Source organism: Streptomyces sp. NPDC001914 (assembly GCF_042891215.1).
Classification (GTDB): domain Bacteria; phylum Actinomycetota; class Actinomycetes; order Streptomycetales; family Streptomycetaceae; genus Streptomyces.
The window spans coordinates 1-21,995 of sequence record NZ_JBIASW010000016.1; the positions used below are offsets into that span (position 1 = coordinate 1).

A 21,995-nucleotide genomic window follows, 5' to 3' on the forward strand; every position below is an offset into this window, starting at 1 on the left:
AGACCCGATAAGTCCGACGCGCTCGAAGCCACCCCAACCACCCCCGGGACCCACTGCCAACCAGCCTACGCCTACGACAAAAGCAACGGCATTGGGCTTAGGGGTTGTCTCACGCGACTTGTTGTTCGAGCGGGGTCGGCTGCATCGGGCTGTACGGAGCTCGGGACCTGGGGCGAGGTGGACTGAGCCTCGGTGAACGTCGAAGCGGCCTCCATTCGCGTCAGGGGATCCTGACCGGGGACGAACTCGGTCAGCGGGGCGGCACGTCGCACGCGCTGCCCTGCTGACCGATGCCCTGGACATTCCACTCGCCGTCGATGATCCGGGCCGGCCTCATGGCGTGGGGGCGCGTGTCACTTCCTTCGAGTTCTCCCAGTGCCGATCGAAGTACGACTTGAAGTAGGCTGCGGCCTCGCTGTCCTCGATGCGCATGCCCTGGACTCGGTCGCCGACGGTGAATGCGAGGAACACGGCGCTCGTATCCATGATGGCCATGCTCATGAGATCGGCCTTGATGGGCCAGGTCACTTCACGAATGCTGTAGCTGCGCAGGTGCCGGGTCTGTTCCCGGTGCCGAGCCGTCCAGCTGGCATACCCTCTGGACGAGCCGAGACAGAACAGGCGGCGGACTGATCCGCCGTTGTGCGCCCAGTCCAGTACCGCCTGAAAGTAGTCGGAGAAGGCTGCGGATGACGCACTGAAGTCATCTGGAGTTTCAAGCCGCATGTACCAGGCGTCCATATGACTTGGGCAGCGATTGACGAGGTAGTCGACCTCCGCCCTGTAGAAGGCGGCCGCGTCCGGATAGTGCTCTATACGTGATGAGTTGACCTGATCGAAGTCGCGCCGCAGTAGCTCGACTTCGGCACGGAGATCGGCCAGTTCTCGTTGCGACGCGGTGATGGGGACGAGGGAGCGCAAGATCGCATAGACCGCCGTGAACAGGAATGGCATCTGCCAGGCGGCGGACAGTCCGAAGAGTGCAGCGGTCACTGATCCGCAGACGGCGATGAGGCAGGCGATGGCCAGCCCTCGCTCATCCCAACGCTCCAACAGGCTCCCCGGCTCCGACGCGGTCCGCGAACCAGCCATCCATTCCTCACAGACTCTCGATGCCACGTCCGTCCAGGGGGTGAGCCCCGTTGAGCTCAATTCCCTACGCCTCTTGAGCTGAATCACGCCCGGCACCTGGAGCGCGAACCTCAAGGTGGCCGACACAGCCACTCTGAACGTCTCGGCCGACCGTAACGACGAGGAAAGCAGGTACTGCCGACGGCGGACGGCCTCCACTCGCAACCTGGTCACGCCCCCGCCGAGCATGCCGCGAGGATCGAACTGAGGACCGAACCGAGGACCCAACCATGGACGCCGGACCCTCCAAATCCCGTTCCGTTCCCGAGCCTTGACTGCATTGGTCCGGTCCAATAGCGTCGCCCCGCACAGAACTCCACATGGTTCAACACCAACCAGCCGTCACCTGCACTGATGTTGGCCCGCTGGTCGGGCGACGCAAGCCCGGGGGCCGCTGTGGGCCTGCCTCTCCACGGCAGCCCAGGTCCGTTGCTCGCCCTGTTCCTCGTCATCCGGATCCGCAAGAGCGCGTGCACCGCTCACCGTTGGTGGAGATCACCCGCGGCGGCTCATCGGCAACTCGGTCATGCCTTTTCCTCGGAGGTCAAGACACATGCAATTACCCCTTGCACGACCGCGGCGCGGCGGCTGGAGGAGAGCGCTCAGGCTGGTCCCCGTCGTCGCGGTCACGGTGGCGACCACTCTCGTCGGGGCGCTGAACGCCGAGGCGGCCGTGCCCTCGCCGCCCGCCGGCTTCAGCCTCACCTGGAGCGACGACTTCAACGGCGCGTCCGGCACCGGCATCGACCAGAGCCTGTGGAAGTACGACACCGGGCCGGGGAGCAACTTCGGCACCGGTGAGATCGAGACCATGACCAGCAGCACGTCGAACGTCTATTACGACGGCCAGGGCCACCTGGTGCTCCAGGCCCTCCGGTTCCGACCCGCGGGCCGGTTGGACCTCCGGGCGGGTCGAGACCCAGTCGGCGTCCTTCGGCGCTCCGGCGGGCGGCGTCGTACGCATCGAGTCCGTCCTTCAGCAGCCCAACGTCACCACCGCCAGCGGAGCGGGCTACTGGCCGGCGTTCTGGATGCTCGGCGCGCCGCTGCGCGACGGTGTGACCTGGCCGAAGTCCGGCGAGGTCGACATCATGGAGGACATCAACGGCCGCAGCTCCGTCTTCAGCACCCTGCACTGCGGCGTGAACCCGGGCGGCCCGTGCAACGAGTCGACCGGCCTCGGCTCGGGTGAGCGCGCCTGTTCGGGCTGCCAGACCGGCTTCCACGACTACGCGGCCGAGATCGACCGCTCGGTGTCGCCGGAGCAGATCAGGTTCTACCTCGACGGGAACAACTTCTTCACCGTCAACGCCAACCAGGTGGACGCGACGACCTGGGCCGACGCGGTCGACCACCCCTTCTTCATCATCTACGACCTCGCGATCGGCGGCGGCTTTCCCGACGCCTTCGGCGGCGGCCCGAACGCGTCCACGGTCTCCGGCGGCAAGCTGGTCATCGACTCCGTGGCCGTCTACAACAAGGGGCCCGGTTCCGGGGGTGGCGGCGGCGGTTCGGTGACCGGTCAGACGATCACCGGTCCGGGTGGCAAGTGTGTGGACGTGGCAGGCGACGACACCGGCGGCGACGGCACCGCGGTCCAGCTGTGGGACTGCCAGTCGGCGGCCAAGGACCAGCACTGGACCTGGAGCGGCCAGACTCTGCAGACCCTGGGCAAGTGCCTCGACATCGCCGGCGGCAACAGCGCCGGGGGGACGAAGCTCCAGCTCGCCACCTGCAACAGCGGCGGCTACCAGAACTGGGCGCGGCAGACCGACGGCTCACTGCGGAACCCGACCAGTGGCCGGTGCATCGACTCGCCGTCGGGCGCCACCGCGAACGGCACCCGCCTGCAGATCTGGGACTGCAACGGCTCCGACGCGCAGAAGTTCGCCATCGGCACCCCCCTCTACGGTCCGGGTGGCAAGTGCGTGGACGTGGCAGGCGACGACACCGGTGGTGACGGCACCGCGGTCCAGCTGTGGGACTGCCAGCAGGCCACTTCGCTCGACCAGAAGTGGACCTGGAGCGGCCAGACCCTGCGAACTCTCGGCAAGTGTCTGGACATCGCCGGTGGCGTCAACGCCAACGGCACAAAGCTCCAGCTGGCCACCTGCAACGGCGGCGGCTACCAGAACTGGGTCGCCAACGCCGATGGTTCGATGTCCAACCCGGCCACCGGCCGGTGCATCGACTCGCCCTCGGGTGCCACCGCGAACGGCACCCGATTGCAGATCTGGGACTGCAACGGCTCCGGTGCCCAGAAGTTCTCCCTGGCATGAGCGAGGATCGCGGCCGTCGGCACCAGCCGGCTCTTGTCGGGTTCTGACAGATCGTCCTCCCGTACGAACCGTGGCCGGGTACATCGAAGAGCTGCACCTCAACCGGTGTGGCTCTTCGGTGTTGCCTCGGTGGGGGCGGACGGAGGACACCAGTCACGTCCCCGTGTGGCCTCCGACTCCACGTGATGCCGACAGCGGACCGGTGCTTCAGTCGAACTCCGCGGGCCGAGACACTCGGCGGCGTCTAACCGTGTCGCCGCGCTTTCGGCTCCGGCACCGGCACCGGCGCGGGTGTCTCGAATGTGACGGCGGTCGCGGTTTCACACAGCCCTGGCGAGGCTTCCGGTGTGCCCGAACGCTCCAGCCACGCGCGGTAGACGGGCGCCTGGTGGGCCACCTCCCAGTAGGCCTCCACCAATTCCTCGTAGCCGTCGTCCAGTTCGGCCTCCGAACGGGCGGCGAGCAGCAGGCGCACCCCTATCGGGTCGCCCTCCAAGGGACGGGCCACGACGTCGGGGCGCGGTAGCGCGGTGGGCTGGCTGACCGTGACGACGTCGCCGGTGGCGGCCAGTGAGTACGCCGTGAGGTAGTCGCCGTGGAGCATGTCCGGCTCGATCCCCGCGTCACGCAGGACCCGGCAGAGGCCGTCCCATTCGCCGTCCACCGTGGAGTCCACCATCCACCGGTCGTCGGCCAGGTCCGTGAGGCGTACCTCGGTCCGCCGGGCCGCGGGGTGGTCGGGGGCGAGGGTGACGAACTGCGGTTCGCGTTCGATCACGGCGCGCAGACAGAGCCCGGGCGGGACGCACAGGGGGCTGCCCTCCACCTCGTGCACGAATGCCAGTCCGAGCCATCCCCCGGCGACCATCCGCAGCAGGGAGTTCGCGGAGACGTCCATCCGGAGGGTGGGATCGGTGCGGGGAACGCGGGCGCGTAATCGGCGCAGCCAGCCCGGCAGGGCCCGGCTCGCGGTCGCACCGATGTGCAGGGTGTTCGCGTCCGCCGCCCTGGCCACCGCCGCTCTCGTCTCCGTGACGATCGCGGCGAGTTCGGTGACGAGCGGTCTGGCGCGGCTCAAGACCGCCAGGCCCACTGGTGTGGGGCGGCACCCCGTGCCCGCGCGGACGAAGAGCTGCGCGCCGAGCGCCTGCTCGATGCGACGCAGCTGGGCGCTCAACGAGGGCTGGGCCACGCCGAGTTCACGTGCGGCCTTGTGCAGGCTGCCCGCGTCGGCGATGGCGCACAGGGCACGTAGGTGCCTCACCTCGAGCTCCATTCGGGAAGGGTAAGGGAGCTTCCGCTTGGTGCACCAGATGTTCAAATCGCTACGAACACAGACGAGTTGGTGGCCTGATAGTGCCGCGCTATCCCCGATTGGCATTACCCAGGACCCCCTTGGTCTCCGCGAGACTCCTGCTGAACCAATCGTTCACCACCCCACACGAACGAGTAGGAGCACCACACATGTTGTCCTCCCCCATGAGGTCGAAGACATCCAGGAGACTCCTGGCACTCACGCTCGGCCTCGGTCTGGCATCCGCGGCGATCGGCACGGCGGTCCCGGCGAGCGCCCGGCCGGCGGACTCGGCCCCGGCAGGGTCCACCGCCGTCGCGAGCGCCCGGTACGCCGGCTCGGCCGAAGACACCGCAGGCAACAAGGCGTTCTTCGAAGCGGTGCTGAAGTCGGTCGCCAAGAAGCAGGCGGCGAACCCCTCCCTGGCGTCGGTGACCGTCTACTACAACGCCTCCCAGGCGCCGACCTTCCGCTCCCAGATAGCGAGTTCCGCCTCGATCTGGAACAGCTCCGTGTCGAACGTCAAGCTCCAGGCGACATCGAGCGGTGCGGACTTCACCTACTACGAGGGCAACGACTCACGCGGGTCCTACGCCTCCACGAACGGCCACGGCCGGGGCTACATCTTCCTCGACTACGCGCAGAACCGGCAGTACGACTCGATCCGTGTCACCGCTCACGAGACCGGTCACGTGCTGGGTCTGCCGGACCACTACAGCGGTCCGTGCAGCGAGCTCATGTCGGGAGGCGGCCCGGGTACGTCCTGCACCAACCGCTACCCGAACGCGGCCGAGCGCTCGCGTGTCAACCAGCTCTGGGTCAACGGCCTCGCGAAGGCCATCGCCAAGCTGAACAAGACGCGCTGACCCGACGCCCGGCGGAAACTCCGGGCCGTACAGCACAGCAATCCGGTTCGGGCCGTGACCTCACGTCACGATCCGAACCGGGGTCGTTCCGGGCAGGGGTCCGTATCCTCGCCGATGACTCTGAGACGCTGCGCGCGGTTCCTGAACGTTCTCACCTCCCGCGAACGCGAGCGTTCGACGGCGGCGGAGGATCCCCCGGCCCCGGTACGGCGTCGTAGGCGTACGCAAGCACCTCGTCGAGACTCAGTTCCGCTCCCCGGGAGTACGCGCTCTCGTAGGAGGCGTCTCCGATGAGCTCTCTTGCCGCCTGTTCACACTGAACGCGTGCCGCCCTCAGCTCCGGCGACCCCAACTGGGGCGGGCCCGACATCTGCCAGATGCGCTGGCCGGCTGCCAGTAGGCACACGGCACGCCGGGCGTCTCCTCCGGCCAGGGCCGCCTGCGCCAGGGTTTCGATGCACATGGCGAAGCCCAGCGAGTCACACAGCTGGTATCGCACGGTCAGAGCGGCCCATGCGTGGGTGACCGCGGAACCGATGTCGCCGCGTGCGAGATCGACGGAGCTGCGAAGGCTGTCCCCCCAAGCTCGTGTCCACACCTCGCCGCAACCGTCGGACAGCGATCGCTGTTCTTCCAACACGCCGACAGCAGCCTCGAGCTCACCACGGAGAAGGTGCACGAATCCGCGGCCGATGAGACACATCGCCAGAGCGTTCGCTCCGGAGCCGGTGTCTCTCTGCAGCCGGACCGCCCCCGCGGTGAGCACGGCAGCCTTATCGAGATCCCCGCGCAGTGCCGCCTCCGTGCCGAGCAAGTGCTGGGAGAAGCCGAGTGCCAACCCATCACCGGATGCCGCAGCTAACGACCGGCACGCCACAGCGACTCGGTGGACGGCATCGGCGTCCCCCTGCCCCATGGCCACATGCCCACAGGCCCACAGCGCCCGGACCCGCTCGGCGCCGGGCTCTTGATTCAGGCTCAGAAAGCGGTCGAGGTAGTGGCGTCCCTCCGCGTAGAGCCCGCACGACGTCCAGTACCACCACAGGCGTCCGACCAGGTCGAGGCCGGCACGGTGCTCCTCCGGACGGGAGAGGCAGAAGTCGATCGCCGACCGGATGTTGTCGTGCTCCAGCCTCATCAGCCGGCACCAGCTCAGTTGATTCGGTCCGAACCATCCGTCCTCGAACCGGCGTGCGGAGCCCAGGTAGTGGTCGCGGTGCCGTATGCGCAGGCGCTCCGGCTCGCCGCGCCGCCAAAGCTGCTCGGCACCGTACTGGCGTACGACGTCCAGTAACCGCAGCCGGGTCCCGGAGATGCCGTCCTCCCATTGCAGGACAGACTTCTCCACCAGGCCCGACAGCAGATCCGCCGCAGCTGCCCGTGGCAGTTCCCGGTCGCAGCAGACGGCCTCCACGGCATCGAGACGGAAACTGCCGGAGAACACCGACAGCCGGGCCCACAGCAGGCGCTCCCCCGAGGAGCACAGGTGATAGCTCCAGTCCATCGTCGCGCGCATCGTCTGCTGTCGGGGCAAGGCCGTGCGCCTGCCGAACCCGAGTGGGGTGAACGAATGGTCCAGGCGTTCCATGATCTGCTCCACCGACATCGAGCGGAGCCGTACCGCGGCAAGCTCCAGAGCCAGGGGAATGCCATCGAGCATGGCGCACAAGCGGCCGACCGCCTCACGGTTGTCGGGGGTGAGGGAGAATTCCTGGTTCGCGGCATGAGCCCGCTCGACGAAAAGCGCGACTCCGTCGGATTCCACCGTGCTCCCCCGTGGGTGGACGGGCCGGGGCACCGACAAGGGCGCGAGCACGAAAACCTCTTCCCCGACGATGTTCAGGTGCTCTCGGCTCGTGGTGAGAACGTGGACCCCCGGCGCACTCTTCAGCAGGCTCTCCACCAGCACGGCGCATGCGTCGATCAGATGTTCACAGGTGTCCAGCACCAGTAGCGACTCGCGGGAGACCAGGAACCCCTGCAACACCTCAGCAGGTGGTTTGACGGTCCGGTCGTCCAGTTCCAGCGCCTGCACGACACTGTGGGCGACCATGCCGGGGTCCTGGACGGCCGATAGTTCGACGAACCACACGCCGTCGGGAAAGATCTGATGCGCATCGCGTGCCACCCGCAGCGCCACACGTGTCTTCCCCACACCGCCCACTCCGGTCAGTGTCACCAACCGGGATCCTTTCACCAGTTTTCCTACGGCCTCCAGTTCGGACTGGCGCCCGACGAAGCTGGTGACCTCGACGGGTAACTCGCCGGCCCCGCGCCGGCCCGTCCGTACTCGCAGCGCCGGCCCACTCTCAGCGCCTTGCGTATCTCCTGGCACCACGGGCGACTCTGTGAAGGAGGCCGACTCGGCCGATCGCTCCCCCGGCTCCACCGCACCTCTCGTCGTGACCACATCCAGTGTCCCGTCGTGCCGGCGCAGCATGGCTGCGTGCAACTGCTGGAGCGCCGCGCCGGGTTCGATGCCGAGTTCTTCCGTGAACTGCCTTCGCGCGTCGCGGTACAAGGACAGCGCGTCGGCCCGGCGCCCAGTGCGATAGAGCGCCAGCATGGCCTGGCCACGCAGTCGCTCACGAAAGGGCTGAGATCGCGTCAGTTCCTCGAGTTCGACTACGACGTCCGCGTGCCGACCCAGTTCCAGTTCGACCTCGGCGTACTCCTCGTAGACTTGAAGGCGCTGCTGTTCAAGGCGTGTCGCTTCCGTGGCGAGCAGGCCGACATCGCTGACATCAGCCAAGGCGGTCCCCCGCCACAGCGAGAGGCCCTGCCGGAGCAACTCACCGGCCTCCTCCAACAGCCCGCTTCGCCGGGCGAGCAGACCTCGGTCGGCAAGGTCCACGAAGCGCAACAGGTCCAACTCCGTACGGTCGACCGTCAGCGAGTAGCCCAGCGGCCCGTGCCGCAGGTTCTGGGCGCCTTGCAGTTCCCGCCGCAGCCTGTGCACGTAGACCTGCAGGGTCTTTCTCGCACTCGGCGGCGGCCGGCCGTCCCACAGCGCGTCGAGCAGGTCCGAGAGCTGAACGGGCCTGCCCGCACGGATCAGCAGCACGGCCAGCAACCGCCGGAGCATGGGCGCCGACAATACGACGGGCCGACCGTCACGGTGCACGATCAGCGGCCCGAGAACACCGAACTCGAACATTTGTCCCCCCGTGGATTCGAAGCGAGCTTGCCCGAGCCCAAGGAAGCGGGTCAAGAACCGGCGCAACCACGGCGCAACCAGGTTGCAAGCGACGAGGCGGACAGTGGGGCGGACGCGAGCCCCCCGGCAAGCCGAGCATGCCGCCGGACCGGAATGGTGGCAGGACGACGGTCCACCGGTGCACGAGCGCCACCGACCGCCCGACGATCGTCCAAGCAGAAGGGATAGGGCATGAGCAACCTGCGCCATCGACTCGCCCGCGTCATGACGAGCGCCGCAGTCCTCATCGGACTGGGTATTTTTCCGGTCGCCGTGAGCGGGCCGGCCCACGCCGCCTCGCTCAGCTGCTCCTCGCGTTTCGACTCCACCTGGAGCAGGGGTCCGTACTTCTACGGAGCCGTGGCGGCGAGCAACGCCCGGGGACAGCGCACGGTGATGGACATCAAGGGTCCCTCGACGGCGAACGGGGCACTGGCCCACATCTGGCACTGGTACGCCGGGAACAGCCAGTACTGGTGTCTGAAGAAGCACACCTTCACTGATGGTTCCTACGCCTACCAGATGCGCAACTACTACGGCGGCGGCTGTCTCGACGTCGCTGTCAACAGCCCGATCGCCAACGGCGACAAGGTGTGGCAGTGGGGTTGCAAGTCCAGCAGCATCAGTAGTCAGCTCTGGGCCATCGAAGCACGAGGGACCGTGAGCACGCCCGACGGATCGGAGACGTCCTACGTGATCCGGCACGACGACACGACCCAGTGTGTGGACGTCAAGGGCGAAGGCGTGACCGACGGCACCACGTTGCAGACGTGGTCGTGCAAGTACAGCGGCAACCAGCTGTTCTACTGAGTCCTGAGGCCGGGGCCCGCCCCAGTGCGGACCCCGGCTCGGGTCAAGGGGCGGTGTAGGTGAATGCCGGGCTGGTGATCTGTGCGGTCTGGTTCGTGGGCTGGTAGTCGAAGGTGTACGTGAGCGTGTCGTGCGAGGTCAGGGGAACCGGCTTCTCCCAGCGGTTCGCCGAGGTGTTCCAGGTGAGGAAGTAGTTGGCCTGGGTTCCGTCGTTCACGCGGTAGTGGACGGTCACGAACGTGGCGGTGAAGCCGGTGGGCTTGAACCAGACGACGGGGCTCGCGCCTTGGGTGACGCCCTGGGTGAAGCCGGACTGGGAGGGCGGGTCCGTGGGGGTCGGCGTGGGGGTGGGAGTGGGGGTCGGCGTGGGAGTGCCTGTGCCGCCGTCTCCCGGTGTGGTGCCGGTTCCGCCGGCCCACTGGGAGCCGCGCAGTTCGTTCAGGAAACGGTCGCGGATCGTCGGGTCCGCCTGGATGCGGGCGTCACCCCAGTAACCGTTGGAGCAGCCGGCGCCGCCCGCCGCGGCTCCGTCGGCGCACTGCCACTGCGTCTGGCTGTCCCAGTCGGTGTTGATGTAGGCGGCCGCACGGACCACATCGCGGTTCGCGCCGATCCAGGCGAAATAGGGTTTGTACCACTCGTTCCAGATGGTGTCCGCGTCGGCGGCGACACGGTTCTTGCGCATGATGCAGCTCTTGGTGTGCCCGCCGTTGTCGTAGCCCTGGGGTGAGGACTCGGCGACCATCACCGGTTTCCCGTGGCCGCGGGCGAAGTTGAGCACACGGTCCTGCAGCGCCGTGGGAGAGGTGTCGTAACTGCTGCATCCCCACTGGGTACTGATGGATCCGCTCCCGTAGAAGGCGGAGATGCCGACCCAGTCGACGTACTGGTCACCGGGATACCAGGTGTCGTAGTGGGCGGGGTCGGTGACGACGTACTTCCATTCGGGGTGGTCGGGGCTGGTGTTGAGGGGCCAGGCCGCGGTCTGCCAGACGGTGGCGACCTTGGTGGCCCCGAGGGCGTCGATGCGGCCCTTGATGTAGACGAAGGCCTTCTTGTAGAAGTCGGCGTTGTAGCAGTTCCAGGGACCGTCGAACTCGTAGCCGATGCGCAGGTAGACCGGGCGGTTGTAGCCCTTGAGCTTGTTGACCATCTCGTCGACCTTGGCACGGTACTGGGTGACGAGGTTCGGGTTGCCCGCCCTGACGTCGCTGTCGGTAGTGCCGATGATGGCGCGCAGCGGCTGATTGTTGCACCCGGTCGTTGCATCGGACAGGCGAAGGACGGCCGGTGGGGCGTCACTGCGCCCCGTCCGTCCCCGCTGCCCTCCGGAGGTCTCCATGGGCCCCTCGCACATCCGCCATCTCGCCGCGGCCGCCGGCCTGAGCATGCTCGTCGCACTCACCGGCTGCTCCTCCGAATCCGCCGGGTCCGGCGGCGACATCACCCTGACCGTCGCCACCTTCAGCGACTTCGGCTACAAGCCCCTGATCGCCGCCTACGAGAAGTCCCACCCCGGCATCACGATCAAGGAGCGGGTCTCCCAGCTGGACCAGCACCACAACAGCCTCGCCACGCAGCTCGCCTCGGGCAGTGGCGCCGCCGACGTGGTCGCCATCGAGGAGGGCTACCTGCCCAAGTTCCGCCGGTTGTCGGACAAGTTCACCACCTCGCCGACTACGGCGCGCTCCGGCGCAAGGACGAGTACCTGCCGTACGAGTGGTCCCAGGCCACCGCGGACCAGGGGAAGTTCGTCCTCGGGTACGGCACCGACGTGGGCGGCCTGGCCATCTGCTATCGCCGTGACCTCTTCCAGCGGGCCGGACTGCCCACCGACCGTGAAGACGTCGGAAAGCTGTGGCCCACCTGGGACGACTACTTCAACGCCGGCGACACGTTCAGGTCCAAGGTGAAGGACCACGCGTGGTTCGACTCGGCGGGCAATGTCTTCAGCGCGATGATGAACCAGACGGAGGTCGGCTTCTTCGACACGTCCGACTCCTACGTCGCCGACACCAACCCGGACGTGAAGAAGTCCTTCTCCGTCACCTCCGAGGCGGCCGCGGACGGACAGTCGGCGAACCTCGTGCCGTTCAGCCAGCAGTGGAACGCCGGCATCAAGCAGGGAAAGATGGCCACCATCACCTGCCCCGCCTGGATGACCGGCCTGATCCAGACCGCAGCCGGCTCGGACGGCGCCGGGAAGTGGGACATCGCCTCCGTCCCCGGCGGGGGCGGCAACTGGGGCGGCTCGTTCCTGACCGTGCCCAGGCAGGGGAAGCACATCAAGGAAGCCGCCGAACTGGCCGACTTCCTCACCTCGGCCGACTCGGAGAAGAAGATCTTCACCGGCCCGACGGGGTCTCTGCCCTCCCTCACCGAGGCCCTGTCCGACCCGGCCGTCCAGGACACCCGCAAGGCCTACTTCAACGACGCGCCCACCGGCAAGATCTTCGCGGCCTCAGCCAAGGGCCTGCGCCCCAGTTTCCGCGGCACCAAGGACCAGCAGGTGCGCATCCCGTTCACCAACGCCCTCCAACTGGTCGAGCAGGGCAAGGAGTCTCCCGCCGGGGCATGGCGCAAGGCCCTGGCCGACGCCGAGAAGAACCTCAAGCACTGACCGGCCCGCACGTCCCGACCCGCCCCGCGCTCACCCGCCAGCTCGTCCTCGCCCTCGTCCTCGTCCTCATCTCCGCCAGGAGGATTCACCGTGACGGCCGACGCCGCCGGTACCGCGCGCACGCTCGCGACCGCGCCGGGACAGCCCCGTCGTTCCGGGATCCGGTCCCGGCGCGCCGGCCGACTGGTCCCCTACAGCTTCATCGCCCCCTTCTTCCTCGTCTTCGGGCTGTTCGGCCTCTACCCGCTGCTGTACACCCTGTGGGTCTCGCTGCACCGCTGGGAACGGCTGACCGGCGACGGAGGCAGCGGACTGGCCAACTTCCGGGACCTGTTCGCCGACCCGGACTTCTACACCGCCACCTTCAACACCTTCAGCATCTTCGTGCTGTCGACGGTTCCGCAGCTGATCCTCGCCCTCACCGTGGCCTGGTTGCTGGACCGCCGGCTCCGGGCCCGTACCGCCTGGCGTGCTCTCGTCCTCGTACCGCAGTACGTGTCGGTCGTCGCGGTAGCCCTCGTCTTCTCCCAGCTCTTCGGCCGCGACTTCGGAGTGGTCAACTGGGCTCTGGAACAGCTGGGTCTCATCAGCGATCCGGTCGACTGGACGGCCGACAGCTGGAGTTCGCACCTGGCCATCAGCTGCATGGTGATGTGGCGCTGGACCGGATACAACGCCCTCATCTATCTCGCGGCCATGCAGGCCGTGCCACGCGACCTCTACGAGTCCGCACTCGTCGACGGCGCGGGACGGCTGCTGACCCTCCGACGCATCACCTTGCCCGCGATCCGGCCCACTCTCGTGTTCACCGTCGTCATCTCCACCATCGGCGGACTCCAGCTCTTCGCCGAACCGTTCCTCTTCGACCCGCAGGCCAACGCCGAGGGCGGCACCGAGCACCAGTTCCAGACCCTGACGCTGATGCTCTACAAGTACGGCTTCATCAACAACGACGCGGGCTACGCCTCGGCCATCTCCTGGGTCCTCTTCCTGGTCATCGCCGCCGTCGCCGCCGTCAACTTCCTCGTCGTCCGCCGCCTGGGCGGCTCCGCCCGCTGACCCGAGGCGGTTTCCGGGAGGAGACCGCCCGCCCCGAGAGGAGCCACGCCCATGGCCTCGCCACTCACCACCGGCAGTCCCCGCCCGGACACGGCCGGACGCGCTTCGGCCGAGGACGCACCACGATCGCACGCCCGCGCCTCCCGGCTCCCGGTCCGCCGCGGCAGCGGCCTCCGTCATCACGACAGCGCGGGCCCGCTGTCCTACGCGTTGCTCGCCGCCTTCGTACTGGCCTCCGTCTTCCCGCTGTACTGGACGTTCGTGGTCGCCTCGCACGGAGACAACTCCGTGCTCGGCGGCGCGACTCCGTCCCTCGTGCCCGGAGGTCACCTGGCCGAGAACATCCAACGGGTATTCGACACGGTCGACTTCTGGAAGGCGCTCGGCAACTCCGTGACCGTCGCCGCCTGCACGGCCGTCAGCAACGTCCTGCTGTCCTCCCTGGCCGGTTTCGCGTTCGCCAAGCTCCGCTTCCCCGGCCGCAACGCCCTGCTCGTCGTCGTGGTCACCACGGTGATGGTGCCGACCCAACTCGGCATCATCCCGCTGTACTTGCTGGTCACCGACATGGGTCTGTACGGACGGCTCAGTGCCCTGATCGCGCCCGCGCTGGTCTCCGCCGTCGGAGTGTTCTGGATGCGCCAGGCCATGGAGGAGAACATCCCCGACGAACTCATCGAGGCGGCCCGCGTCGACGGAGCGGGCCGGCTCCGTACGTTCTGGTACGTCGCCTGGCCGGGGGTGCGTTCCACGGCCGCCGTCCTCGGCATGTTCACCTTCATGTTCGCCTGGAACGACTATTTCTGGCCCCTGATCGCGCTGCCCCCGGAGAACGGGACCGTCCAGATCGCCCTGAACCAGCTGGCAGCGGGCTACTACACGGACTACACGCTCATGCTCGCCGGTGTCGTGGTCTCCGTACTGCCCGTACTGGTCCTCTTCGCCCTGCTCGCCCGGCAGATCGTCTCGGGTGTCATGGCCGGCGCCGTGAAGGGATGAACGCCGGGACCCGGCCGCCCCGACCTCTCCTTCCCACCGCCGTACGACGTCATCCCACCGAGCCCCGAGGACGAGCATGACCGCCGCCGTACCCGCGACCGGACGCCCCGTACCGGTCCCCGACGACACCCGCGCACCGATCCGCAACCCCGTGCTCACCGGGTTCCATCCGGACCCTTCCCTGCTGCGGGTCGGCCAGGACTACTACCTCGCCACCTCGACCTTCGAGTGGCTCCCGGGTGTCGCCCTCCATCACTCGCGCGACCTCGTGCACTGGGAACACCTGGGCGGTGCCCTGACCGAGGAGCGCCTCCTGGACCTGGTCGGCGTGCCCGACTCGGGCGGTGTGTGGGCCCCGTGTCTGTCCTTCGCCGACGGACTCTTCCACCTCGTCTACTCCGACGTGAAGAGCCTGGCGGGCGCCTTCAAGGACGTGCACAACTACGTCGTGACCGCCTCGGCACCGACCGGCCCCTGGTCGGACCCCGTCTCCGTGGCCGGTCAGGGTTTCGACCCCTCGCTCTTCCACGACACCGGCCCGGACGGCACCGGACGCAGCTGGCTCCTGTGGCTCGAATGGGATCACCGGCCGGGTGACAACGCGTTCGCCGGCATCCTGCTCCAGGAATGGGACCGCGCAGCGCGCCGCCTGCGGGGACCCGTCCACCGTGTCTTCACCGGTACCGAACTCGGCCGTACGGAAGGCCCTCACCTCTACCGGCGCGACGGCTGGTACTACCTGGTCACCGCCGAGGGCGGAACCTCCTGGGACCACGCGGTCACGGTCGCCCGCTCCCGCGACATCACCGGCCCGTACGTCCCTGATCCGGCGGGACCTCTGCTCACGTCCGCCGGCGACGAACGCCTCGGCCTCCAGAAGGCCGGCCACGGCAGTCTGGTCGACACCCCCGACGGCGACTGGTACCTCGCCCACCTGGCGGCCCGCCCCCTCACCCCGCGCGGGGCCTGTGTCCTGGGCCGCGAAACCGCGATCCAGCAGGTGCGCTGGACGGACCACGGCTGGCCGCGCGTCGACGGAGACGCCGGTGCCGCCCGGCCGGCCGCTCAGGTACCGGCACCGACTTCCGCGGCACGCTCCGGACAGGCGCCCGCATCGCCCTCCACGGCGCGCTCCGCCCCTGCCCGGCAACGGCCCGACTCCCCCTCCGGACTCCTGGGACCGGAGTGGATGACCTTGCGACGCCACCCGGACCCCCGCTGGCTGACCGCCGCGACGGAGTCCGGCGGACTGCGCCTGTACGGGGAGGAGTCGCTCTCCTCCCGGCACCGCCAGAGCCTGGTCGCGCGCCGGCAGCAGCACACCCGGTTCCGGTTCGAGGCCACCGTGTCGTTCGCACCCGGCGTGCCCCAGCAGATGGCCGGCGTCGTCCACTTCTACAACACCGGTCTGTGGCACTACGCGCACCTGACCAGGGACGAGCGGCTCGGCCGAGTGCTCCGACTGGCCGTGTGCGACCGGGGCCGCTACAGCGAAACTTCCGCCCCCGTGCCCGTACCGGACGAGGAGCCCGTACGGCTGCGACTCACCGGACTCCACGACGAGGCGGCCTTCGCCTGGTGGGACACGCGGACGGGAACCTGGTCCCCGCTCGGCCCGGTCCTCGACGCCACCCGGCTGTCCGACGAACACGCGACGGTCGGGGACGCGGACGGGCACTTCAGCGACTGGGGCTTCACGGGCGCCGTCGTCGGACTCTGCGCCCAGGACCTCACCGGCGCCCGCCTCCCCGCGGACTTCACGGGTGTCAGCTACCGGGGGCTCGACGACGAACGGTGACGGTGAGCGGGCCGGGATGTCGGCAAGGCGGGGACCCGGACCGCTCGGCAGGGCCCCGGCCTTAGGCTGACCGGGCAAGGAAACGGCCGGCGCGGGCCACAGCGCCGTGCGGCCGGACGGAGAAGGGGAACACACGGCGCATGAGCAGTCAGCCGGGAGCCAAGGTGACGATCGGAACCATCGCCGCCGAGGCCGGTGTCTCCACCGCCACCGTGTCGAAGGTCCTCAACGGTCGCAGTGACGTCTCGGCCGCCACCCGCGAGCGCATCCAGCAGATCGTGGCCCGGCGTCACTACCAGCGGCGCGGCGGCCGTCGCCGCGGCGGCATCGTCGATCTCGTCCTGAACGAACTCGACAGTCTGTGGTCCATCGAGATCATCCGCGGTGCCGAGGAGACCCTGCGGGCCGCCGGTGTCAGCATGGTCCTCTCGGCCGCGCACGGGAGCGGCGCGGGCACCAGTGCCTGGCTGGAGCAACTGACCGCACGCAGATCCGACGGTGCCGTCCTCGTCGTCTCCGACCTCAACCTGCGCCAGCGTACGAAACTGACGTCACTCGGGGTTCCGTTCGTCCTCGTCGACCCGGTGGGCACCGTGGAGGCCGGTGTACCCACGATCGGCGCCACCAACTGGGCCGGTGCCGTCGCGGCCACCGAGCACCTCATAGGTCTCGGACATCGGCGGATCGCCCATCTCGCGGGCCCTCGGCAGCTGTTGTGCAGCAGGGCCCGTGCCGACGGTTTCCGCGCCGCGATGGAGGCCGCCGAACTCGACGTGCCGACTGGGCAGGTGAGATACGGCGAGTTCAACGACGAGTCGGGGCGTGCGGAGACCGACGCCCTGCTCGACGAGGCCGAGCGCACCGGACTCCCCCTGCCCACCGCCCTGTTCGCCGCGAGCGACCTCCAGGCGTTCGGCGCGTTCACGGCACTTCGCGCACGGGGGCTGCGCGTCCCGCACGACATCAGTGTCGTCGGCTTCGACGACGTTCCGATCGCGCGGTGGAGCGACCCCACCCTCACCACCGTGCGGCAGCCGCTCCAGGCCATGGCCGCCATGGCCGCCCGCACCCTGCTGCGGCTGATCGACGGGGAGGACGTCGACCTGCCGCGGGTGGAACTCGCCACGCAGTTGATCGTCCGTGACAGCACCTCCGCCCCGCGTCAGGGCGGCTGAGCGGCGCGTCCCGAACGCGCGGCATGGGGCCGGAGCGTCACCGCCCCGGCCCCCTTACGGTTGTGCCCGCTCTACGGCTCGGTGCCCCAGACCAGCGTGCCCGACACGTACACGGTCACCTTCGCCGCGTCCGCGTAGGACGTGCCCGTGCCCCGGCTGTAGTCGTTCGACTCGTCGAAGTTCGACCAGTCCGACTTGGCCATGCGGAGCTGCAGATCGCCGCTGTCCGCCCCGGCCGCCAGCGAACCGGAGGTGAAGCCCACCTCAAGGTAGTGGTCCGCACCCGTACGGCTCGGGGAGACGGAGCCCACTGACGTCTTCACCGTGGAGCAACCGAGCTGCGCCCAGTCGCAGAAGGTCTGGTAGCCGGCGGAGGAGGACTCCCCGGTGAACCAGTAGCGGACGGTCACCTTGGACAGATCGACCGCGGCCGAACCGCCGTTGACCAGCTTGAGACCGGGCTTGACCTGGTTGTCGGCGGCGGAGGAGTCGTTGTTCTTGTACTGAACCTTGAGGCCCGACGAGCCTCCTCCCCCGCTCGACGCCTTGGTGGTGGTGGACACCGCCGTGGACGAGGCCGATGCGTTGCCGGCCGCGTCCTTCGCCTTGACCGAGTAGCTGTAGGTCGTGGACGCGGCGAGTCCGCTGTCGGTGTACGACGTGGCGGTGGCGCTGCCCACCTTGGTGCCGTCGCGGTAGACGTCGTATCCCGTGACCGCGGTGTTGTCCGTGGACGCGTTCCAGCTCAGCGAGACGCTGTTGCTCGTCGTGGAGCCGACGGTGAGGCCGCCGGGAGTGGTGGGCGCCTGCGTGTCACCGCCGCCTCCGCCCGATCCGCTCAGCGGCGGGTTGGCGTTGGCGAGCAACTGACGGAACTGGGCGGAGAACCAGTGCCCGGCGAGCGGGGAGTTGGGCAGCGCTCCGGTGAGGTTGTTCCCATTGCGCCCGTTCCCGGTGTACGTGGGGTCGCACATCCGGTCGAAGCCCTTGCCCTCGTCGTTGTCGACGGCCTGGCTGGCCCCGTCCGACTCGCCCGGCGGCTTGGCCCACACATACGCGTCGATCCCGGTGTCGGGTGCGGTCGCCGGGCGTTCGCCGAGTCCCGCCCCGCTCTGGTTGCACCAGTTCCCCGCGTGAATGCGCCGGTCGATGCGACCGCCGTCCACGTAGGCGTCGACGCTGGTCGTCGGGCCGGGGCCGGTCGGCCGGGCCGAACCGCCCCAGCCGTTGCGCGAGGTGTCGATGAGCATGCCGATGCCGGCGTCGAAGCCCTGTGCGACGAGCGCGGTGCGCAGGCCCTGCGCGTACGAGCTCTCGTCGTCGTACTGGTTCCAGTCGATCCACTTCGACTGCCGCACCGTCTGGCCGTTGACCGTGTCCGTCACCTTCACGTACGGCTCTTTGGTGGCGGAATAGTTGGCGGTGTTCACGATGAAGCCGGTCACGTCGCTCACGGTGGCGCCGTTGGTGGTGGCCGCCTTCTTGAACTCCTGGGCGGACGGGACGAGGTTGCTGTCCCAGCCGAGCCAGCCGTGGTGACCGGCGTCGATGTAGTTGTACGTGTTGGACAGGGCGCCGAGCTTGTGGAGGGCGTAGCCGACGCCCTTCTCGTAGTTGCCGTTCGCCTTCATGGTGGCGCACTGGGTCGTGGAGCCCGCGGTACCGCCCGCGTTGGTCACGAGGTTGGGCAGCGAGTCGGGCTCGATGAGGTTGACGATCCGCAGGCTCGCGTAGGCCGGGTCGGCGAGGATCGTGGCGATCGGGTCGATGTAGCTGCTCTGGTAGGTGGCCAGGTCGTCGGGGCCGAGTTCGCCGTTGGAGGCGAGGGCCGCGCAGTCCCGGCCCGGCAGGTCGTAGATGACGAGCTGGACCAGGTTGGCGCCCTGGGCCTTCGCCGCGTCGAGGTGCGCCTTGAGCCCCCGGGCGTCGGCGGTGCCCTGGATCGCGGCCATCCGGTCCAGCCAGACGAAGGTGGGCTGGTCGGAGATCGCCGAACCACCCGGCTCGGCCGCGGCCCTGGCCGACCAGTCGGGGTTCACGTAGGCCTTCGCGCCGACGTAGGGATTGTCGAGTTTGGCGGCCGCGACCGCGGTGGTCGGGAGCGCGGTGACGGACAGGGCTCCGAGAAGGGCGCCGACGGCCAGAGCGGCGGTCCGCTTCCGTCCGCTGCGGCGCACGGTGGAGTCGGGTCTACGGGAAGGCATCAGCCATCTCCTGGGGAAAGCAGGCAGGTACGGGCGGCGTGCTGGGTCGCCGGCGGCCGTCCGGTGTGCCGCGTCCCTGGCACACCGGGCGGAGTTCCGCCGGACGGACATTGCGTGCGGGCATGACGAAGGTGCGACCGTGTGCGTCGCGCGGGGTGGAGCCGAGGGAGCGCCGAACATGATTGCGCCGCGGCGTCGTCCGGACGTGGGTCCGGTGTTCTCGTCATAGCGCGCGGAACGGTGACCGGTCGTTGAGGTGACGGTAGAGCTGGGACACCGAACGTGGGAGCGCTCCCAAAGTGCAGCGGTTCGACTTTGGATGTCAACACCCGCGCAACAAGTACCTTTCTGACGGTCCGTTGATCTCGCACCACCTCCCGTGGACCCGGCCCGGCCGCGCGGCGTGCCCGGGCCGAGGCTCGCGCGACGGCGGCAGGAGCCCGAGACGTGCTCGGCACAGAGCACGGAAGGCGAGGTCACACCACACGCGACCGGATCGGCAGGGGCGCGGCCGACGCGAAACGCACCCACGGCCGACTGCTTCACGGAGTACGCGATCGCCGCGCGAGGTATTGACGCGGACACGCTTAGTGGCTTCCATGTGCGCAGTCCGGCTTCGACGAGCCGGCCGTCGGGAGCGGGACACTCCTGCCGGTCCGCGGGAGCCGCCACGCCGGACGCCCATCCGTCTGCCCGCCCGGAGACGCGCGCCCGCGCATGGGAGCGCTCCCACCCGGAGAGGACCCCCCACCATGCGGCACCCACCCTCATTCCGCGTCAGGCGCGTCCTGGTCACGCTCCTCACCGCGGCCTTCGCGGCCCTCGTTCCGTTCACGGTGACGGTGCCGGCGCAAGCGGCCGCCGCCCCCTCGCGCGCCGCGGCCGCGTCCGGCGCCGGATACTGGCACACCGACGGCCGCCGGATCCTCGACGCGCAGAACCAGCCGGTGCGCATGGCGGGCATCAACTGGTTCGGGTTCGAGACGTCCAACTACGTGGCGCACGGCCTCTGGTCACGCGACTACAAGTCGATGATCGACCAGATGAAGACCCTGGGCTACAACACCGTCCGCCTCCCGTACAGCGACGACATCTTCAAGGGCACCCAGCCCAACGGCATCACCTACGCGAACGGTCTGAACGCCGACCTGCAGGGACTCAACTCGCTCCAGGTGATGGACAAGATCGTCGGTTACGCGGGCTCGATCGGCCTCAAGGTCGTACTCGACCGCCACCGGCCCGATTCCTCGGCCCAGTCGGCGCTCTGGTACACCTCCGCCGTTCCCGAGGCGACCTGGATCGCGAACCTCAAGGCCCTGGCGGCGCGCTACCAGGGCAACACCGCCGTCATCGGGATCGACCTGCACAACGAGCCGCACGACCCCGCCTGTTGGGGGTGCGGCGACACGAGCACCGACTGGCGGCTCGCGGCCGAACGTGCCGGCAACGCGGTCCTGTCCGTCAACTCCAGCCTGCTGATCTTCGTCGAGGGCGTCCAGACGGTGAACGGGCAGAGCACCTGGTGGGGCGGCAACCTCGCCGGCGTCGCCGCCGCGCCGGTGCGGCTGAGTGTCGCCAACCGTCTCGTCTACTCGGCCCACGACTACGCCACCAGCGTCGCTCAGCAACCCTGGTTCAGCGACCCGTCGTTCCCGGCGAACATGCCGGCGATCTGGGACAAGTACTGGGGCTACATCTTCAAACAGAACATCGCCCCCGTCTGGCTCGGTGAGTTCGGCACCACGCTTCAGTCGACGGTCGACCAGAAGTGGCTCGCCGCGCTCGTCGACTACCTGCGGCCCACGAACACGTACGGGGCCGACAGCTTCAACTGGACGTTCTGGTCGTGGAATCCGAACTCCGGCGACACGGGAGGCATCCTCAAGGACGACTGGCAGACCGTGGACACCGTCAAGGACGGCTATCTCGCGAGCATCAAGGCGCCGGGCTTCTCCGGGGGCGGAGGCGGAGGCGGGGACACGACCGCGCCCTCGGCACCGACCGGACTGGCGGTGACCGGCACCACCGCGTCGAGTGTGTCCCTGTCGTGGCAGGCGTCCACCGACGACACCGGGGTGACCGGCTACGACGTCTACCGCGGCACCACCAGGGCCGGTCAGGTCACCGGCACGTCCTACACCGACACGGGCCTCACCGCCGGGACCCCGTACGACTACACCGTGCGGGCTCGCGACGCGGCCGGAAACACCTCCACGGCGTCCGCGTCGGTCACCGCGACGACCACAGGCACCGGGGGCGGCTCCAGCGGGTGCAAGGCCACGTACAAGGTGAGCAGCGACTGGGGCAGTGGATTCAACGCCGACGTCACCGTCACCAACACAGGCTCCTCGACGACCAAGTCGTGGCAGGTCACCTGGGAGTGGGCGGGCAACCAGTCCGTCTCCGGAATGTGGAACGCCTCGTACAGTCAGGTGGGCAGGACGGTGACCGCGAGCAATGCCGACCACAACGGCGCCGTCGCGGCCGGTGCCTCGACCGGCTTCGGGTTCAGTGCGGCGCCCGAAGGCGCGGGTACGCCGGTCCTGAGCTGCCGGGCGGGCTAG

The 21,995-nt window shown here is 68.7% G+C and carries 15 protein-coding genes; 9 read left to right on the top strand and 6 right to left on the bottom strand.

What is annotated here, in order from left to right:
* Positions 1–333: 333 nt before the first annotated feature.
* A complete protein-coding gene (locus ACFYYF_RS33080) occupies positions 334–1,092 on the bottom strand; it encodes a hypothetical protein (RefSeq protein WP_388781117.1) in 759 nt (252 codons plus the stop codon).
* A 534-nt stretch (positions 1,093–1,626) separates the two neighbouring features.
* Positions 1,627–1,956 carry a hypothetical protein gene (locus ACFYYF_RS33085; protein ID WP_388781119.1) on the bottom strand — a complete coding sequence of 110 codons (330 nt, stop codon included), beginning with the start codon at positions 1,954–1,956 and terminating at the stop codon, positions 1,627–1,629.
* A gap of 206 nt (positions 1,957–2,162) precedes the next feature.
* Between ACFYYF_RS33085 and ACFYYF_RS33090 the strand changes: the two genes are divergently transcribed.
* On the top strand, positions 2,163–3,410 hold the full coding sequence (locus ACFYYF_RS33090) for a ricin-type beta-trefoil lectin domain protein (protein ID WP_388781121.1): 1,248 nt from the start codon (positions 2,163–2,165) through the stop codon (positions 3,408–3,410).
* A 244-nt stretch (positions 3,411–3,654) separates the two neighbouring features.
* Here ACFYYF_RS33090 and ACFYYF_RS33095 read toward each other — a convergent pair whose 3' ends face one another.
* Positions 3,655–4,686, bottom strand: a complete 1,032-nt coding sequence (locus ACFYYF_RS33095) for a LysR family transcriptional regulator (protein WP_388781123.1) — start codon at positions 4,684–4,686, stop codon at positions 3,655–3,657.
* Between the two features lie 203 nt (positions 4,687–4,889).
* On the opposite strand from ACFYYF_RS33095, the gene snpA reads away from it, so the two are divergent.
* A complete protein-coding gene (gene snpA, locus ACFYYF_RS33100; RefSeq protein WP_361685161.1) occupies positions 4,890–5,570 on the top strand; it encodes a snapalysin in 681 nt (226 codons plus the stop codon).
* A 151-nt stretch (positions 5,571–5,721) separates the two neighbouring features.
* On the opposite strand, the gene ACFYYF_RS33105 is transcribed toward snpA, so the two are convergent.
* Complete coding sequence (locus ACFYYF_RS33105) at positions 5,722–8,727, bottom strand: BTAD domain-containing putative transcriptional regulator (RefSeq protein ID WP_388781125.1); 3,006 nt, start codon at positions 8,725–8,727, stop codon at positions 5,722–5,724.
* 231 nt (positions 8,728–8,958) lie between these two features.
* Between ACFYYF_RS33105 and ACFYYF_RS33110 the strand changes: the two genes are divergently transcribed.
* A complete protein-coding gene (locus ACFYYF_RS33110) occupies positions 8,959–9,576 on the top strand; it encodes an RICIN domain-containing protein (protein ID WP_388781127.1) in 618 nt (205 codons plus the stop codon).
* Positions 9,577–9,619: 43 nt separating this feature from the next.
* On the opposite strand, the gene ACFYYF_RS33115 is transcribed toward ACFYYF_RS33110, so the two are convergent.
* Positions 9,620–10,918: an endo-1,3-beta-xylanase gene (locus ACFYYF_RS33115; RefSeq protein WP_388781129.1), complete on the bottom strand. Its 1,299-nt coding sequence runs from the start codon at positions 10,916–10,918 to the stop codon at positions 9,620–9,622.
* Between the two features lie 78 nt (positions 10,919–10,996).
* Here ACFYYF_RS33115 and ACFYYF_RS33120 point away from each other — a divergent pair, with 78 nt between their 5' ends.
* The 5 genes from ACFYYF_RS33120 (at position 10,997) to ACFYYF_RS33140 (ending at position 17,227) form a co-directional block, all read left to right on the top strand.
* Positions 10,997–12,196, top strand: a complete 1,200-nt coding sequence (locus ACFYYF_RS33120) for an extracellular solute-binding protein (protein WP_388781455.1) — start codon at positions 10,997–10,999, stop codon at positions 12,194–12,196.
* A 90-nt stretch (positions 12,197–12,286) separates the two neighbouring features.
* Positions 12,287–13,255: a carbohydrate ABC transporter permease gene (locus tag ACFYYF_RS33125; protein WP_388781131.1), complete on the top strand. Its 969-nt coding sequence runs from the start codon at positions 12,287–12,289 to the stop codon at positions 13,253–13,255.
* Between the two features lie 51 nt (positions 13,256–13,306).
* Positions 13,307–14,254: a carbohydrate ABC transporter permease gene (locus ACFYYF_RS33130; protein ID WP_388781133.1), complete on the top strand. Its 948-nt coding sequence runs from the start codon at positions 13,307–13,309 to the stop codon at positions 14,252–14,254.
* Between the two features lie 76 nt (positions 14,255–14,330).
* The gene (locus tag ACFYYF_RS33135; RefSeq protein WP_388781134.1) at positions 14,331–16,052 is read left to right on the top strand and encodes a glycoside hydrolase family 43 protein; all 1,722 of its coding nucleotides are present in this window, start codon (positions 14,331–14,333) and stop codon (positions 16,050–16,052) included.
* A gap of 140 nt (positions 16,053–16,192) precedes the next feature.
* Positions 16,193–17,227 carry a LacI family DNA-binding transcriptional regulator gene (locus tag ACFYYF_RS33140; protein WP_388781136.1) on the top strand — a complete coding sequence of 345 codons (1,035 nt, stop codon included), beginning with the start codon at positions 16,193–16,195 and terminating at the stop codon, positions 17,225–17,227.
* Between the two features lie 71 nt (positions 17,228–17,298).
* Here the strand turns inward: ACFYYF_RS33140 and ACFYYF_RS33145 are convergent, their stop codons facing one another.
* Positions 17,299–19,431, bottom strand: coding sequence for a glycoside hydrolase family 6 protein (locus tag ACFYYF_RS33145; RefSeq protein WP_388781138.1), 2,133 nt, complete (start codon positions 19,429–19,431; stop codon positions 17,299–17,301).
* Positions 19,432–20,183: 752 nt separating this feature from the next.
* On the opposite strand from ACFYYF_RS33145, the gene ACFYYF_RS33150 reads away from it, so the two are divergent.
* Entirely contained in the window at positions 20,184–21,995 is a 1,812-nt protein-coding gene (locus ACFYYF_RS33150) for a cellulase family glycosylhydrolase (RefSeq protein ID WP_388781140.1), read from the top strand.

Bases quoted from the DNA above. Each gene is read 5' to 3' on its own strand.
- ACFYYF_RS33080 (WP_388781117.1), bottom strand. From the start codon at position 1,092: ATGGCTGGTTCGCGGACCGCGTCGGAGCCGGGGAGCCTGTTGGAGCGT.
- ACFYYF_RS33090 (WP_388781121.1), top strand. From the start codon at position 2,163: ATGCTCGGCGCGCCGCTGCGCGACGGTGTGACCTGGCCGAAGTCCGGC.
- ACFYYF_RS33095 (WP_388781123.1), bottom strand. From the start codon at position 4,686: ATGGAGCTCGAGGTGAGGCACCTACGTGCCCTGTGCGCCATCGCCGAC.
- snpA (WP_361685161.1), top strand. From the start codon at position 4,890: ATGAGGTCGAAGACATCCAGGAGACTCCTGGCACTCACGCTCGGCCTC.
- ACFYYF_RS33105 (WP_388781125.1), bottom strand. From the start codon at position 8,727: ATGTTCGAGTTCGGTGTTCTCGGGCCGCTGATCGTGCACCGTGACGGT.
- ACFYYF_RS33110 (WP_388781127.1), top strand. From the start codon at position 8,959: ATGAGCAACCTGCGCCATCGACTCGCCCGCGTCATGACGAGCGCCGCA.
- ACFYYF_RS33115 (WP_388781129.1), bottom strand. From the start codon at position 10,918: ATGGAGACCTCCGGAGGGCAGCGGGGACGGACGGGGCGCAGTGACGCC.
- ACFYYF_RS33130 (WP_388781133.1), top strand. From the start codon at position 13,307: ATGGCCTCGCCACTCACCACCGGCAGTCCCCGCCCGGACACGGCCGGA.
- ACFYYF_RS33135 (WP_388781134.1), top strand. From the start codon at position 14,331: ATGACCGCCGCCGTACCCGCGACCGGACGCCCCGTACCGGTCCCCGAC.
- ACFYYF_RS33140 (WP_388781136.1), top strand. From the start codon at position 16,193: ATGAGCAGTCAGCCGGGAGCCAAGGTGACGATCGGAACCATCGCCGCC.
- ACFYYF_RS33145 (WP_388781138.1), bottom strand. From the start codon at position 19,431: ATGCCTTCCCGTAGACCCGACTCCACCGTGCGCCGCAGCGGACGGAAG.
- ACFYYF_RS33150 (WP_388781140.1), top strand. From the start codon at position 20,184: ATGCGGCACCCACCCTCATTCCGCGTCAGGCGCGTCCTGGTCACGCTC.